12 protein-coding genes are annotated in these 16,081 nt (G+C 51.4%); 5 read left to right on the top strand and 7 right to left on the bottom strand.

Features of this window, described 5'->3' with window-relative positions:
• Positions 1-15 precede the first annotated feature (15 nt).
• From mglA to folE, 5 genes are all read right to left on the bottom strand, one after another.
• Positions 16-1,536, bottom strand: a complete 1,521-nt coding sequence (gene mglA / locus M4I31_RS08240) for a galactose/methyl galactoside ABC transporter ATP-binding protein MglA (protein WP_005129207.1) — start codon at positions 1,534-1,536, stop codon at positions 16-18.
• 70 nt (positions 1,537-1,606) lie between these two features.
• Positions 1,607-2,605 (bottom strand): galactose/glucose ABC transporter substrate-binding protein MglB, encoded by a 999-nt coding sequence (mglB, locus tag M4I31_RS08235; RefSeq protein WP_006683804.1) that lies wholly within the window; start codon positions 2,603-2,605, stop codon positions 1,607-1,609.
• A 292-nt stretch (positions 2,606-2,897) separates the two neighbouring features.
• Positions 2,898-3,923, bottom strand: coding sequence for an HTH-type transcriptional regulator GalS (gene galS / locus M4I31_RS08230; RefSeq protein WP_038641992.1), 1,026 nt, complete (start codon positions 3,921-3,923; stop codon positions 2,898-2,900).
• A gap of 144 nt (positions 3,924-4,067) precedes the next feature.
• Positions 4,068-5,225: a DUF418 domain-containing protein YeiB gene (gene yeiB / locus M4I31_RS08225; protein ID WP_038641994.1), complete on the bottom strand. Its 1,158-nt coding sequence runs from the start codon at positions 5,223-5,225 to the stop codon at positions 4,068-4,070.
• Positions 5,226-5,239: 14 nt separating this feature from the next.
• Positions 5,240-5,908, bottom strand: a complete 669-nt coding sequence (gene folE / locus M4I31_RS08220; RefSeq protein WP_003027410.1) for a GTP cyclohydrolase I FolE — start codon at positions 5,906-5,908, stop codon at positions 5,240-5,242.
• A 321-nt stretch (positions 5,909-6,229) separates the two neighbouring features.
• Between folE and fghA the strand changes: the two genes are divergently transcribed.
• Positions 6,230-7,066, top strand: coding sequence for an S-formylglutathione hydrolase (gene fghA, locus M4I31_RS08215; protein WP_085047873.1), 837 nt, complete (start codon positions 6,230-6,232; stop codon positions 7,064-7,066).
• 278 nt (positions 7,067-7,344) lie between these two features.
• Complete coding sequence (locus M4I31_RS08210; RefSeq protein WP_085047872.1) at positions 7,345-9,330, top strand: ligand-gated channel protein; 1,986 nt, start codon at positions 7,345-7,347, stop codon at positions 9,328-9,330.
• An 862-nt stretch (positions 9,331-10,192) separates the two neighbouring features.
• Here M4I31_RS08210 and lysP read toward each other — a convergent pair.
• Positions 10,193-11,662, bottom strand: coding sequence for a lysine-specific permease (gene lysP / locus M4I31_RS08205; protein ID WP_038642000.1), 1,470 nt, complete (start codon positions 11,660-11,662; stop codon positions 10,193-10,195).
• A 195-nt stretch (positions 11,663-11,857) separates the two neighbouring features.
• Positions 11,858-12,739, bottom strand: coding sequence for a DNA-binding transcriptional regulator YeiE (gene yieE / locus M4I31_RS08200; RefSeq protein WP_085047871.1), 882 nt, complete (start codon positions 12,737-12,739; stop codon positions 11,858-11,860).
• A gap of 244 nt (positions 12,740-12,983) precedes the next feature.
• Between yieE and M4I31_RS08195 the strand changes: the two genes are divergently transcribed.
• The 3 genes from M4I31_RS08195 (at position 12,984) to M4I31_RS08185 (ending at position 16,054) form a co-directional block, all read left to right on the top strand.
• The gene (locus M4I31_RS08195; RefSeq protein ID WP_038642005.1) at positions 12,984-14,033 is read left to right on the top strand and encodes a YeiH family protein; all 1,050 of its coding nucleotides are present in this window, start codon (positions 12,984-12,986) and stop codon (positions 14,031-14,033) included.
• A gap of 72 nt (positions 14,034-14,105) precedes the next feature.
• A complete protein-coding gene (nfo, locus tag M4I31_RS08190; protein ID WP_038642007.1) occupies positions 14,106-14,963 on the top strand; it encodes a deoxyribonuclease IV in 858 nt (285 codons plus the stop codon).
• 2 nt (positions 14,964-14,965) lie between these two features.
• Positions 14,966-16,054 (top strand): sugar kinase, encoded by a 1,089-nt coding sequence (locus M4I31_RS08185; protein WP_069323444.1) that lies wholly within the window; start codon positions 14,966-14,968, stop codon positions 16,052-16,054.
• The last annotated feature ends 27 nt before the right edge of the window (positions 16,055-16,081 follow it).

Raw genomic sequence — 16,081 nt, 5'->3', positions numbered from 1 at the left:
GAGGAGCCCCTAATCTTAAAGGTGCAAAGACGCAAGACGGAGGATTTCGTTTTGCGTTGTCGTTTTAGTGTCAACAATTCCGGCAACGAGACCATTGCTCATCACCAGAATACGATCGGTAATACCCAGCAGCTCCGGCATTTCAGAGGAAATAATAATAATCCCCTTATCTTTTTTCGCGAGTTCGGCTATCAACTGATAAATTTCAAATTTTGCGCCGACATCGATACCACGTGTAGGTTCATCCAGCATCAGGATTTCTGGCTGCGTTAATAGCCAGCGGCCAATAACCACCTTTTGCTGATTTCCCCCGGAAAGTGAACCGATTTGCGTACGATGGCCCGGCGTTTTCACCCTCATAGAGTCAATCACCCACTGGGTATCGCTCTTCATGCGGGAATTATCCAGCAGACCGACTTTATTTTTATAGTTTTGGATATTGGAGATTAACGAGTTAAAACCAATGTCCAGATACGCATAAATACCGGTCGAGCGGCGCTCTTCCGTGACCAGTGCAAAGCCATGGTTGATGGCTTCATTGGCGCTGTGGTTATTAATTTTTTTGCCGTGTAACGTAATCGTACCCGATGATTTCTCACGAATACCAAAAAGCGTTTCAACGATATCAGTGCGTTTTGCGCCTACCAGACCGGCAATCCCGAGGATTTCCCCTTTGTGCAAATCAAACGAGACATCACGAATCGACGGCTGACGCAGCGAGGTCAGGTTACGCACTTGCAGAATCACTTCACCAGGTTTGTTTTCTTTATCAGGAAAACGTTGGTTCAGCGAACGTCCAACCATCATGGCGATGATCTTGTCCATATCCAGCCCTTCCAGCGGCTGGGTTGCGATCCACTGCCCGTCGCGCAGCACGGTAATTTCATCACATAGTTGGAAAATTTCTTCCATTTTATGAGAAATATAAACAATACCGCATCCACGCTCTTTCAGCTTACGAATGATGGTGAACAGATGATTAACTTCTTTCTCGGTTAACGATGACGTCGGCTCATCCATGATGACGATTTTGGCATCGTAGGAGAAGGCTTTCGCAATTTCGATCATCTGCATTTGTGAAACGGATAATGTACCGACGCGCGCCCGCGGATCGATATCAATATCCAGCTCATCAAATATCGCTTTGGTATCACGGTACATTTTTTCCTGATCGACAAACATACCTTTGGTGGGATAGCGCCCCAACCACATGTTGTCCATCACGGAACGTTGTAATACCAGGTTTAATTCCTGGTGGACCATCGAAATACCATTTTCAAGCGCTTCTTTCGCCGAATGAAAATCGATTTCTTTACCCTGAAATAAAATACTACCGGAATCTTTTTGATAGATGCCGAAAAGACATTTCAATAATGTGGATTTCCCCGCGCCGTTCTCGCCCATTAAGGCGTGAATTGAATGCGGGCGGACCTTTAAATTAACGTTATCAAGAGCCTTAACGCCGGGGAAAGACTTGTTAATGCCGGTCATTTCCAACAAGTATTCGCCTGACGACTGAGTATGTGTGCTGACCATAAATATACCTTGTTGGCCTTGCAAAGCGCGTTATTAAGGGCGCAATGACATTGCGCCCATAGACGGAGATTTATTTATTAGTGAACTCAGCCAGATTATCTTTATCGACACCGACGTACGGAACGCGAACAATTTTGTTGTCAATTTTCCAGTTAGTGCCGTCTGCTGCGCCTTTGCCATCAGCCAGGTTTTTCGCCAAATCGAAGGTCGCTTTCGCCTGGTTGTTGGCATCGTTCAGCACGGTACCGGCCATGGCGCCGGATTTCACCAGGGCCAGCGCTTCAGGCAGCGCATCCACGCCAAACACCGGTACGCTGGTTTTGTTGTGCGCTTTCAGTGCTTCAACTGCGCCCATCGCCATCGCATCGTTGTTGGCGATAACCACTTCAATTTTGTTAGCGTTCGGACCGGACATCCACGCATCCATCTTATCTTTCGCCTGAGCGGTATCCCACATCGCGGTATCTAACTGCAGTTGCTCAGTTTTAATGCCCTTGTCGTTCAGCTCTTTGATCACGTAAGTGGTACGTGCTTCAGCATCCGGGTGTCCCGGTTCGCCTTTCAGCAGAACAAACTGGATTTTACCGTCTTTATTCAGATCCCAGTTCGGGTTAGCAGCCCAGTGTTTAGCAATCAAGTCACCCTGAATAATGCCAGACTCTTTAGAGTCAGTACCGACGTAATACGCTTTGTCATAGCTGTCCAGCGCTTTACGAGAAGGTTCTTTGTTGAAGAACACGATCGGCACGTTCTGACCGCGTGCTTTTTCAATTACCGTGCCTGCAGCTGCCGGGTCAACCAGGTTAATCGCCAGTGCTTTAACGCCTTTTGCCAGCAATACGTCGATCTGGTCGTTTTGTTTGGACTGGTCGTTCTGCGAGTCATTCATCAGCAACTGTACGTCAGGCGCCGCTTTGGCATCCTTTTCAATAGCCTTACGTACCACAGACATAAAGTTATCGTCGTACTTATAAATCGTCACACCAATGCGGGTATCAGCAGCGTGCGCAGCCGCGCCGAATAACATGCTTGCCATTACAGCAGACAGGGTCAACACCTTCTTATTCATGGTATCTCCGGTTTTATTATGCAGGGTAGTACTTGAGATAAATGCTCGGCAGGCAGAACGTTACTGAAGTGTTACTGAACGCCGAAGCTCACTTTTAAAAATAATTCTTCCGTGCCTGGCAACGCTCCAAAAACTGGCTTTAATTTTTGTTTAAGGCACCAATACCTCGATGAAAGTGATTATTCACCGTTACATAGTAGTTACAGCGCAACAAACAGTGTCATCATAGCTATCGCATTGTTAATATACTGTGAATTTACTCACATATTGAAAGCGGTTACATAGTTCGACTTTATGAGTTAGTGATCGGTGCCGCATTCTGCCGCAATGCCACAGAATGACGACGCACCAGTGTCGGCATAAAGCAATGCGACGCCGCAGGATCTAACGTGCCCGCCGCGCCTTGCAGCGCAAGCTCCGTCGCCATTTTTGCCATTGAGGCGATGGGATAGCGTACGGTTGTCAGTTGCGGATCGGTGTAACGCGCAATGGGAATATCATCAAAGCCAATGATAGAAAGATGTAATGGGATGGCGATGCCGTTGTCTTTTAACGCGGTCAGTGCGCCCGCTGCCATGTTGTCGTTGTAGGCGAAGACCGCCGTCAGTTGCAAATTGCGCCCCAGCAGCTCCACCATGGCAGACTCTCCTCCCTGCATATCGGGCGAACCGGTACCGATCCAGCTTTCCGCCGCATCAATTCCTTGTTCTTTCAGGGCCGATAACCACCCTTCTTTGCGCATCGCATCATCTTCAATACGGTGGCTTGATGCCAGGTAACCAATGCGTTGATGACCATTATTCAGCAGCATGCGGGTCGCCATTTTGGCGCCGCTGATATTATCCAGGCAGACGCAACGGTGGGCGTAACCCGGAACAAGGCGATTGATCAGCACCATGCCAGGAATCTGATCCATAAACTCTGCCAGTTCCCGATCGCTGAGCGCTTTAGAGTGAACAATCAGAGCGTTACAGCGTTGGCGAATCAAAACCTCGATAGCATGGCGTTCTTTTTCAGCCTCATGATAGCTATTACCAATCAGGACATATTTCTGATGCTGCTGGGCAACCATATCGACAGCTTTAACCAGCGCGCCAAAAAACGCATCTGACACATCCATCACCACCACACCAATGGTGTCACTTACCTGTGTCGCCAACGCCTGCGCATTGGCGTTAGGTCGATAGCCTAACTGAGTGACTGCTTTCATCACCGCTTCACGCGTGTCGGGACTCACCAGCGCACTGTTGTTCAGTACGCGGGAAACGGTCGCTACAGATACGCCAGACTGTCGTGCCACATCACGGATGGTTACCATATTCACTGCCCTGTTTTAGATTGCGGTTAGCCACAGACACCCCAGGCTGGGTATTTTGTCAGCACAATGAAACGGACTGCGTGAGTGATGTCACAGGAATGAAAGCGCTTACATCCATTTTGTTAATGAATGTGATCCAGATCGTTATCTGGATGTACGTGGTAATGATGTCCCTGAAGCACGCAGGGTTAATTGACGCCACAGCCACTCTACCGGGCCCTGCCGGTAAAAACGCAGCCAAATGACGGAGAACAGAAGATTAACGGCCCAGACAGGAATGACGAAACAGAGCAGCTCCAGCCGATCGAATTTCATAAACAAGCCGAATTGATAAAACAGCGTGGTGCAAATTAAGGTTTGCAACAGATAGTTAGTTAACGCCATACGTCCCACGCAGGCGATGGCAATCACCCACTTTAAGCGGCTCAGCTGCGGCCAGAAGCCAAACATCAGGGCGGCGTAGCCGATAGTCTGCAACGGCGCGCCCAGCTCGCGCGGAGCTTGTAACAGGAAAGCACACCAGCGGTAGGCCCACTCCAAATGCCACTGAATGATAATAGCAGGCAGGTTAATCGCCATGCCAATAATGACCAACAGTACGCCGGTACGTCGATAATGCTGCAGACTGTACTGCCCTTTCAGCCAGCCGCTGCGCATTAATGCTGCGCCAAGCAGCATCATCCCAGCCAGTTGCCAGCCGTACTGCGCGCCCAGTGCCAGCAAGCTATTGGACATCATATCCACGCGATTGCTGACCGCTTCCAGACCGCCATTCACTTTCCAGTATTTTTCATACAGCAAAGCTGAGGCATCCGGCGTCCAGGCCCGACTGGTTTCCCCGCCGGAGATAACGCCCAGCAGCAACAGTACGCCAATCCCCACCAGATAAAGCAGGACGCCGGTGTTAAACAGGCTTTTTACCGAAGGGGCATCGCGAATCAACCGCCAGCAAATCAGACCAATTAAGCCATAAGCCAACAGGATATCGCCGTCCCAGAAGAGTAAACCGTGAATAAAACCCAACAGCACCAGTAGCGTAAGCCGCGACTGGATCCAGCGTTTGCCGCGCGGGAGCAGCATTTGCAGCCCTGCCCCAAACAGCAATGCAAACAGCGTGAGAAACTTGACCTGTGCGAAGAGATCAAGCACCGCCCAGCTCCAGGCGTCGGATAAGGTGATATTGCCATACCAGGCGGGATTGAGATATGCCGCCTTTGGCAGGCCAAAGGCGTTAATATTGAGAAGCAGGATGCCAAGAATGGCGACGCCACGAATAAAATCCAGCGTGACATTACGCTCCATGGCCCCTGCCCTAATCAGTTGTGATGACGTACTGCGCGCAGGAATTCCTGACGCGTGTTCTGGCTGGACTTAAACAATCCGCCCAGAGAAGTGGTGGTGGTCGCGCTGGTCGCATCGCGAATACCGCGCGCTTTCACGCAGTAATGCACCGCATCAATCGACACCGCAACGTTGTTCGTCCCAAGCAGCGTTTGCAGCGCGGTGAGAATTTGCTGGGTCAGACGTTCCTGCACCTGCGGACGCTGCGCGAAGAACTGCACAATGCGGTTGATCTTCGACAGGCCAATGACTGAATCTTTCGGGATATACGCCACCGTCGCTTTACCATCGATAGTGACAAAGTGATGCTCGCAGGTGCTGGTCAGCGTGATATCGCGGACCGTAACCATCTCGTCCACCTTCATTTTGTTTTCAATGACGGTGATTTTCGGGAAGTTGGCGTAATCGAGACCGGAGAAAATCTCATCGACATACATTTTCGCAATGCGATGCGGAGTTTCCATCAAACTGTCATCGCTCAAATCGAGATTGAGCAATTGCATAATCTCGGTCATATGGCCTGAGATAAGACGTTTGCGCGTTTCGTTATCCATCTCCTGCACGGGCGGGCGCAGTGGTGTTTCGAGACCACGCGCGACCAGCGCTTCATGAACCAAAGCCGCTTCTTTACTGAGTGATGACATTTCTTTTTCTCCTGCAGGTGTGGCGCCTCTGCCCTGCATGGGGCAAAGTTTTTAGGCTGTGTCACAGCCAGAACATTGTGCGTGAGGCGGCGCACATAATCCAGTATTCACCGCGATAATTATTGAAATTGGCACAGCCTTTCAGCGTATCAAATTCACGTAGCGTTCAGCCCGGCGATGTTGAGTGTTAATGTAAAGTTATATAGATGATGAAGTATGTTTGCCCAATGCGGAAGTGAAAGTTACTCACAGTGCAATGAATAATCTGTATTATGATGAATTCGCAAACATATTCAGGTTCAACTCAACAAGGAGCCACGCATGGAAATGCTTGAAGAGCACCGCTGTTTTGAAGGCTGGCAGCAACGCTGGCGTCACGACTCCGCCACGTTAAATTGCGCTATGACTTTCAGCATCTTTCTTCCCCCGCCTCGTGAGAATACCCCGCCTCCGGTGCTGTACTGGTTGTCGGGCCTGACCTGCAATGACGAAAACTTCACCACCAAAGCGGGTGCGCAACGTGTGGCGGCTGAGCTGGGTATTGTGCTGGTGATGCCGGATACCAGTCCACGCGGCGATCAAGTAGCCAACGATGATGGCTACGATTTAGGACAGGGGGCTGGGTTTTACCTCAATGCCACCCAGCAGCCGTGGGCAAGCCATTTTCGCATGTATGACTATCTGCGTGATGAGCTTCCGGCACTGATCCAATCGCAGTTTAACGTCAGCGATCGTTGCGCCATCAGCGGACATTCCATGGGTGGCCACGGGGCGTTGATTATGGCGCTGAAAAATCCGGGGAAATACACCAGCATCTCCGCTTTTGCCCCCATCGTTAACCCTTGCCGCGTTCCGTGGGGCGAGAAGGCTTTTAGCGCTTATCTGGGTGAAGATAAATCGCTGTGGGCCGAATGGGATAGCTGCGCGTTAATGTTGGCCAGCAGGCCCGAAGATGCGATTCCGACGCTTATCGATCAAGGGGACAACGATCAGTTTCTTGCCGATCAGTTGCAGCCCGCGGTACTGGCCGAAACGGCACGTCAGACCGCATGGCCGATGACGTTACGCATCCAGCCGGGTTACGATCACAGCTATTACTTTATTGCGTCGTTTATTGAGGATCACCTGCGCTTCCATGCGCAATATTTACTGAAGTAACGCCTGAGTGAGGGCGAAAGCCCTCTTCATTTCGCCATCATCCCTTCACTTTTTCTCCATTTTTCTTTTTCACTTATCTTATTGATTTAATAATAATTTCCCCTCAAACCACATCAAACACAAATGATTTCTATTATCATTTGTGTTTACAAAAATTCATACTTTTGTACAATCCATTCGCTTCTTTACTGAAAAGAGTCCTTAAAAGACAAATACATACAATTGTCATGGCCTTTCACATGACGCGCAGTTTGATTCATTTAAATGGAATGATACAAATGACTATACCTCACGTTAAGGCTGTAGCTGCCGCAGTATGCGTCGCCAGTCTCCCATCACTCGGCCATGCCGCTGAACAGGACACCGTCGTCGTCACCGCTACCGGCTTCGAGCAGAAAATTCAGGACGCCCCCGCGTCGATATCTGTTATTACCAAGCAGCAAATTGAAGACAAAGCCTATCGCGATGTCACCGATGCGCTAAAAGATGTCCCTGGCGTCGTCGTCACCGGTGGCGGCAGCAGCAGCGATATCAGTATTCGCGGTATGGCTTCGCAATACACGTTGTTCCTGGTCAACGGCAAACGCATCAGCACACGCAGCACACGACCTAACAGCGATAACTCAGGGATTGAACAAGGCTGGTTACCGCCGCTGGAATCCATCGAGCGCATCGAAGTTATCCGTGGACCAATGTCATCGCTTTACGGCTCTGATGCGATGGGTGGCGTTATCAACGTCATCACCAAAAAAGTGTCGAATACCAAAGCCTGGACCGGCTCCTTACATGGCGATGCCACTTTCCAGGAAGACAGGGATTCCGGTGATATTTACCAGACGAATGCCTATGCGTCCGGGCCGCTGATTGACGGGTTACTCGGTGCGAAGGTGACCGGATTATTCTCTCATCGTGCCGAAGATGAAATCCTCAATGGCTACAATGAACAGCGTATGCGTAACGGGGGTTTAACCCTCAACTTCACGCCGGATGATAAAAACGACATCGACTTCGATTACGCACGTGAACTGCAGGATCGTGACAGTACGCCGGGCAAATCCAGGGCTGAAGAAATCTGCCGCAACGGAAGCTGTAAGCCCAACAGTAAAAGCGAAAGCAAGTATGTGCACACCACATATTCACTCACCCATAGCGGCTATTACGACGACTTCAACTCCACCAGCTATGTCCAGCAGGAAGAGACTGACAACCCTGGTCGCCAGATGAAGTCCTACAACACCATCTTTAACAATCAGAACCAGATTTTCCTCGGGGCGCACACCCTGACAGTGGGTGGACAGTACCGTTATGAGAAACTGCGCGATAACGGCAACCAGTTGCAAGCTGCCGATGGGCTGAACAAACTGACCCGCTGGAGCTGGGCGCTGTTTGCTGAAGATGAATGGGCTATTACCGATACCTTCGCGCTGACCGGCGGTCTGCGTATGGATAAAGATGAAAACTACGGCGACAACTGGACACCACGCGGTTACGGCGTCTGGCATCTGAGCGATCAATGGACCTTGAAAGGTGGCGTATCTGCGGGCTATCGCGCACCGGATCTGCGTCAGTCTTCTGCCAGTTGGGGGCAGGTCACCGGCGGCGGTCGTCTGAACGGGATCATCGTCGGCAACCCGGATCTGAAGCCAGAGAAAAGCCTGAGCGAAGAGATCGGGTTATTGTGGGATAACGGCAACGACCTCAACGCGGGCGTGACGCTGTTCAATACCGACTTCAAAAACAAAATTACCGAAGTGCGTCGCTGTAACAGCAGTTCCGACCCGGCCTGCACCATTGGTGGCACCCATTATGATTTCGTCAGCGATCGTGTGAACGTCGATAAAGCCAATATGCGCGGCGTAGAATCCACCTTCGGCTGGAAAATCACCTCCGACGTCAACTGGACGGCGAACTACACCTATACGGAATCTGAGCAGAAAAGCGGTCAGTTCTCCGGTCAGCCATTAAACAAAATGCCAAAGCATATGTTTAACACCACGCTGGACTGGCAGGCAACGCAGGATCTCGGTTTCTGGAGCCGTCTGAATCTGCGCGGTAAAACGTCGGAGTACCTGAGCCGTACCTCCATGGCACAGGGTACGCCATCGTATACGCAGGTCGATGTTGGTTTACGCTACTATGCTACCAAGGATCTGCTGATGACCGCCGGCGTGTATAACGTGCTGGATAAGCAAATCGATTATGACACCTACGACACCGTTCTTGATGGCCGTCGTTACACGGTTGGCCTGACTTACAGCTTCTAAGTTTGGCGCAATAAAAAAACCCCGGCAAGGTGAATGCCTAATGCCTGTTAGTTAAGCATGTATGGAGAACATTTTATTCCGCTACGGGGTTCCGTTCACCTCAGCGGTATCACTTCTCTGAATCACAGATACCCGTGAACGTGCAAGGGAGGCTCACCGCCGCCTCCCTTGCATCCCAGGCTCCCGGCGGGAAAATCGTCGCTGCGCGATTCATTCGTCTTATGCCGTCTGCCTGTCGGGTCGGGGCCGAGCCTGCGTCCCTGCAGGCCATCCCCTCTGCCCGCATCCCTGCGGGCAGACCCGGTCAGCCGTCAACGACTCATCGATTTTCAGCCGGACCGGAGTCATCGCTTCAACGCTCTGACTTCCAGTTAAATCTGTTTTGCTGTTCAGACCAAAAAACGCAGATGGTGAAGTGTGGGCTGGTCCGGCTGAAAATTGCCGACGTGTTTCCGTAAGGCCGGGAGAGCCAGCATGGATGCTGGCTCAGGGCGCGCTTTGCAAGGACGCTACCTCGCGCCCGGCCCGGTAGCCTGAAGGAATAAGCGGAGGGTATTGCGCAGCAACAATTTTCCTGCCGGGAGCCGGGATTGTTAAGGGTGCGGCGATAGCACCCTTAACACGTTCACTGGCGTTCAGTGTACAGAGAAGCGATGAACATGAGGTGAACGGAACCCTTTCTCAGAGAGAGCATGTTCATTATCCCGCCAACACATGTTGATGCTTTCTGAAACTGAGATGTTAACTGAACATGGTGAGTGGCGGGGGGGGGTTATTGTCTGCCGGATGGCAGCATGGAGGGCTTACCCGACCTACACTATCTTACGTAGGTCGGATCAGCACGGTGCCAGCAGGTACAAGATTACTTCTTCACGCGTCCAGGGAATTTCATTTCACTGTAGCGAACGAAATGAGTGCCTTTCGTCAGCTTGTAACCAAACCAGATAATCAGGAACAGCGGAATACCGATATAGGTTGCCATCACGCCGCCCCAGTCAATACTGTCCTTCAGGAACGCTTCGTAGTTCTGACCCAGAGTGATGATCAGGCACAGCACAAAGGCAAAGATCGGCCCCAGCGGGAAGAAGCCAGAACGATACGGCAGATCCTGCACATCATGCCCCTGCAGCACATAACCACGACGGAAACGATAATGGCTGATAGCAATCCCTAACCAGGCGATAAAGCCCGTCATCCCGGAAGTATTCAGCAGCCACAGGTATACGGTCTGGTTGCCAAACATTGAGGTCAGGAAGCACAGCCCCGCCACCACCGTAGTTGCATACAGTGCGTTACGCGGCACACCGCCACGAGACAGTTTGGCGAAGATACGCGGCGCTTTACCGTCGCAGGCCAGGGTGTAAAGCATACGCGTTGAGGCATACATCCCGGAGTTACCCGCAGACAGTACCGCCGTCAGGATAACCGCGTTCATTACCGCCGCCGCAGACAGCAGACCCGCATGCTGGAATACTAGCGTGAACGGGCTAACGCTGATGTCTTTCACATCGTTACGCAGCAGGCTTGGATCGGTGTACGGAATGATCAGGCTAATAATCAAAATCGCGAACACATAGAACAGCAGGATTCGCCAGAACACCTGACGCACCGCGCGTGGAATATTCTTCTCAGGATCTTCCGATTCACCTGCCGCGATACCAATAAGCTCAGTTCCCTGGAAGGAGAAGCCGACAATCATCGCCACGCCAATCATAGCGGCAAAACCACCGGCAAACGGCGCATCACCGGTCGTCCAGTTGCTCCAGCCCACCGGCTGAGCGCCTTTGAAGATACCGAAGATCATCATTACGCCAACCACGATAAAGATAATCACGGTGGTCACTTTGATCAGTGAGAACCAGTACTCCGCTTCGCCAAACCCGCGCACGGAAATGTAGTTCAGCAGGAAGATAACGCCGAGGAACAGCGCACTCCAGATCCAGCCTGGCGTGTCCGGGAACCACCAGCTCATTACCAACTGTGCGGCCACCAGGTCAACGGCAATTGTCACCGCCCAGTTGTACCAGTAGTTCCAGCCCAGCGCGAAGCCGAAGCCTTCTTCTACATAGTTCTGACCGTAGGTGGAGAACGAACCGGAAACCGGCATGAAGGCTGCCAGTTCACCGAGACTGGTCATCAGGAAGTACACCATCAGACCAATCAGAATATACGAGAACAACGCGCCGCCAGGACCCGCCGCAGAAATAGTTGCACCAGATGCAACAAAAAGACCTGTACCGATGGAGCCTCCGATGGCAATCATCGTCAGGTGACGCGCCTTCAGTTCACGACGTAGCGTGGGCGCTTCTGTGGTTTTAGTTTCGGAAACCATGTGAAAATGCTATCCATCCAAAAAATGAGGCGCGATTGTAGCAGACGAAAGGGCTTTCTTCCGGCACAAATGCGCTGTTATAAGAGACCTTCATGACTGGCCGCGGATTATAAGTAAAGCAGAAAATGGGCGGAGCATGGCGGTTAAGACGAAACCGCCGTTATGCATAGAGGTGATATTACGCCAGTGAGTGCCTTATTCGCCCTGCGCAACCTGGTCGCTGTAATGTAAAAAGCGCGTAATGGCATTAGAGAGATGCTTTTGTCGATGATGAACGCGCCAGAGCGTGCGAACTAAACGCGGCAGCGGCACAGGAACTTCACTCAGCGTACCCGCCTGTAACTGTTCTGCAATGACCCGACGCGACAAACAGCTGATACCGAGCCCATGGCGGACCGCATGCTTAATGGCCTCGGAGTTACCCAACTCCATCGCCATCTGGAATCTCGGCAGATGCGATAACAACAGATAATCTACCAGTTCACGCGTACCGGAGCCTCGCTCACGTAAAATCCACGGCGAAGCAGCCAGTTGATCCAGCGTCACGGGACCTTTTGTCAGCGGCGAAGATGGGGCGGCAAACACCACCAGTTCGTCCTCCAGCCATGGTTCAGAGATAATTTCTGTGCTGTGACAAGGTCCTTCGATCAGCCCAATATCTACCCGAAAATCCAGAACAGCGTTGATCACATCCTGGCTGTTACCCACGCTTAGCTCCAGCGGTAAATCGGGAAAATCCTGGCGATAGCGGGCGATCATGGCGGGCAAAATGTAATTGCCAATGGTGCTGCTGGCATAGACGCGAATCGCGCCATTATCCTCACGAAAAAGCTGTTCGATTTCTATCGTTTGCTCAAGTAACGCCAGCGCGCGCGGGTAGAGCAAGCGCCCGTGCTCATTGACCACCAGCCGCTTGCCAACGCGGTCGAAGAGCTGTACGCCAAGCTGCCCTTCCAGATCGGTAAGCGCCGCACTCACCGCCGACTGCGACAATGCCAGCATGCCAGATGCCTGAGTCGTTGAGCCGCTTTTCAGTACCTCAGCAAACACTTCAAGTTGTCGCAGGGTGATATGCATAGTCGTTTTCCACCGGATATCCGTTACTTATACCCTAAATAATTCGAGTTGCAGGAAGGCGGCAAGAGAGAGCATCCCCGGGAGCGTACTTAAGTACGTGACTGGGGTGAACGAGCGCAGCCAACGCGCATGCAACTTGAAGTATGACGGGTATACCACTTATATAGATTAATTATAAATATATAATCAATTTTATTTTTAAACCACATCGCCGTACTCTTTTACCCAGATAAAGGAGAAGGATATGACAGAACTCACCTTACAGACTCATCGTCGTACAGCGTGGCATTTTATTCCGGGGCTTGCCCTGAGTGCAGTTATCACTGGGGCCGCCTTATGGGGGGGATCCATTCCCGCCGTCGCAGGTGCCGGGTTTAGCGCCCTCACCTTAGCCATCTTGTTTGGGATGGTTATCGGCAACACCGTGTATCCACAAATCTGGAAAAGCTGCGATGGCGGCGTACTGTTTGCTAAACAACATTTATTACGCCTGGGGATAATCCTCTACGGTTTCCGCCTTACCTTCGCGCAAATTGCTGACGTCGGCGTCAGCGGTATCGTAATCGACATATTAACGCTCAGCAGCACCTTCATGATTGCCTGCTTCCTTGGGCAGAAAGTGTTTGGTCTGGACCGTCACACCAGTTGGCTGATTGGCGCGGGCAGCAGCATCTGTGGCGCCGCCGCGGTACTGGCAACAGAGCCTGTCGTTAAAGCCGAAGCCAGTAAGGTGACGGTCGCCGTCGCCACGGTGGTTATCTTCGGTACTATCGCTATCTTCCTGTATCCGGCGATGTATCCGCTGTTAGCGCACTGGTTTACTCCCGAGACTTACGGGATTTACATTGGCTCCACCATGCATGAAGTTGCGCAGGTTGTTGCCGCCGGACACGCCATTAACCCGGATGCTGAAAACGCCGCGGTTATTGCCAAAATGCTGCGCGTCATGATGCTGGCTCCGTTCCTCATCCTGCTGGCCGCACGAGTAAAACAACTGTCTCCGGCAACCGGTGGTGAGAAGAGCAAAATCACCATTCCATGGTTTGCCATCATGTTCATTGTGGTGGCGATTTTTAACTCTTTCCACCTGCTGCCGCAGTCGGTAGTGAGTATGCTGGTGACGCTGGATACCGTGCTGCTGGCAATGGCGATGGCCGCACTGGGGCTAACCACTCACGTGAGCGCCCTGAAAAAAGCTGGTGCTAAACCTTTGCTGATGGCGCTACTGCTGTTTGTCTGGCTGATTGTAGGCGGTGGTGCGATTAACTTCGCCATCCACGCGCTAATGGCATAAACGATCACGACTAACGTAAGTTGACCCGCTATACTCTTCCTTTTTTGAATTTGAGTATGGCGGGTTTAATTCATGAAATACATCGGAGCGCACGTAAGCGCCGCTGGCGGTCTGGCTAACGCCGCTATTCGGGCCGCAGAAATCGAAGCTACCGCATTCGCCCTGTTCACCAAAAATCAGCGTCAGTGGCGCGCCGCGGCGTTGACCACTGAAATCATTGATGATTTCAAATCCGCTTGCGAGAAGTATCACTATACTTCCGCTCAGATCCTGCCTCACGACAGCTACCTGATTAATCTCGGCCACCCGGTCAGCGATGCGCTGGAAAAATCACGCGATGCATTTATCGATGAAATGCAGCGCTGTGAACTGCTCGGTTTATCGCTGCTCAACTTTCATCCGGGCAGCCATTTGATGCAGATCCCGGAAGATGAATGTCTGGCGCGCATTGCTGAATCTATCAACATCGCCCTCGCTCAGACCCAGGGGGTTACGGCAGTTATCGAAAATACCGCCGGACAGGGCAGCAATCTCGGATTTAAGTTTGAGCACCTTGCCGCCATTATTGATGGTGTTGAAGATAAATCCCGTGTTGGCGTCTGTATTGATACCTGCCACGCTTTCGCTGCCGGCTACGATTTGCGTTCTGTCGAGGAATGCGAAAAGACGTTTGCGGAATTTGAACGTATTGTCGGTTTCAGCTATCTACGCGGTATGCACCTGAACGACGCCAAGAGCACGTTTGGCAGTCGTGTCGACCGCCACCACAGCTTAGGTGAAGGGAATATTGGCCACGACGCTTTTCGCTGGATCATGCAGGACAGTCGTTTTGATGGCATTCCGCTGGTGCTGGAAACGATTAATCCGGATATCTGGGCAGAAGAGATTGCCTGGCTGAAAGCCCAGCAAACAGAACAAGCGGTGGCGTAATCATGAACGACAGGGAAAAGCAGATCCTTAAGATCCTGCGTCGCAATCCGTTGATTCAGCAGAATGAAATCGCCGATATTCTGCAAATCAGCCGTTCACGCGTCGCTGCGCATATTATGGATTTGATGCGTAAAGGCATGATCAAAGGTAAAGGTTATATCCTTACCGAACAGGATTATTGCGTGGTTGTCGGAGCAATCAACATGGATATTCGTGGTGTTGCAGACATCCATTATCCTCAGGCGGCCTCTAATCCTGGCAGCATTCACTGCTCGGCAGGCGGCGTAGGACGCAACATCGCCCACAACCTGGCGCTGCTGGGCCGTGACGTTCACTTAATTTCCGCTGTTGGCAGTGATTTCTATGGGGAAACATTGCTGGAACAAACGCGTCAGGCCGGTGTTAACGTTGCAAGTTGCATACGCCTGCATGGGCATAACACCTCAACCTACCTGTCGATCGCTAATCAGCAGGAAGAAACCGTACTGGCAATTAACGATACCCATATCCTGCAGCAATTAACGCCGCAGTTGCTGAACGGATCGCGAGATTTGATCCGCCATTCCGGTGTCGTACTGGCAGATTGCAATCTGACCGCCGAAGCCATTGAGTGGGTCTTTACTATTGCTGATGATATTCCGGTATTCATTGACACCGTTTCAGAGTTCAAAGCGGCAAAAATGAAGACATGGTTTACGCGTATTCATACGCTAAAACCAACGCAGAAAGAGCTGGCGATTTTGTGGGGTCAACCTATCCATTCAGATGCCGATCGCGTACTGGCCGTCAATAGTCTGCATCAGCAAGGGGTAAAACGGATCTTTGTCTGTCTGGAAGATGAATCTGTTTTTTGCAGCGAAAAGGACGGAGAACAGTTTTTACTGACGCCTCCCAATCATACGATCGTAGACAGTTTTGGCGCCGATGACGCTTTTATGGCCGGATTGCTGTACAGCTTTCTGGAAGGTAGCGAGTTCCGTGAAAGCGCTCACTTTGCCATGGCCTGCGCGGCATTATCGCGAGCCAGCGTCAGCATTAACAACCCAACCCTTTCGGCAGATAACGCCTTATATTTGCTGCAAACAGCTTAAATGTAATGCCGGATAGCGCCACGCTTA

The organism is Citrobacter sp. XT1-2-2, from assembly GCF_023516235.1.
In the GTDB taxonomy this organism is placed as follows: domain Bacteria; phylum Pseudomonadota; class Gammaproteobacteria; order Enterobacterales; family Enterobacteriaceae; genus Citrobacter; species Citrobacter werkmanii.
The sequence above is the reverse complement of the archived record's forward strand: the minus strand, read 5'-3'. Positions and strand labels throughout refer to the sequence as shown.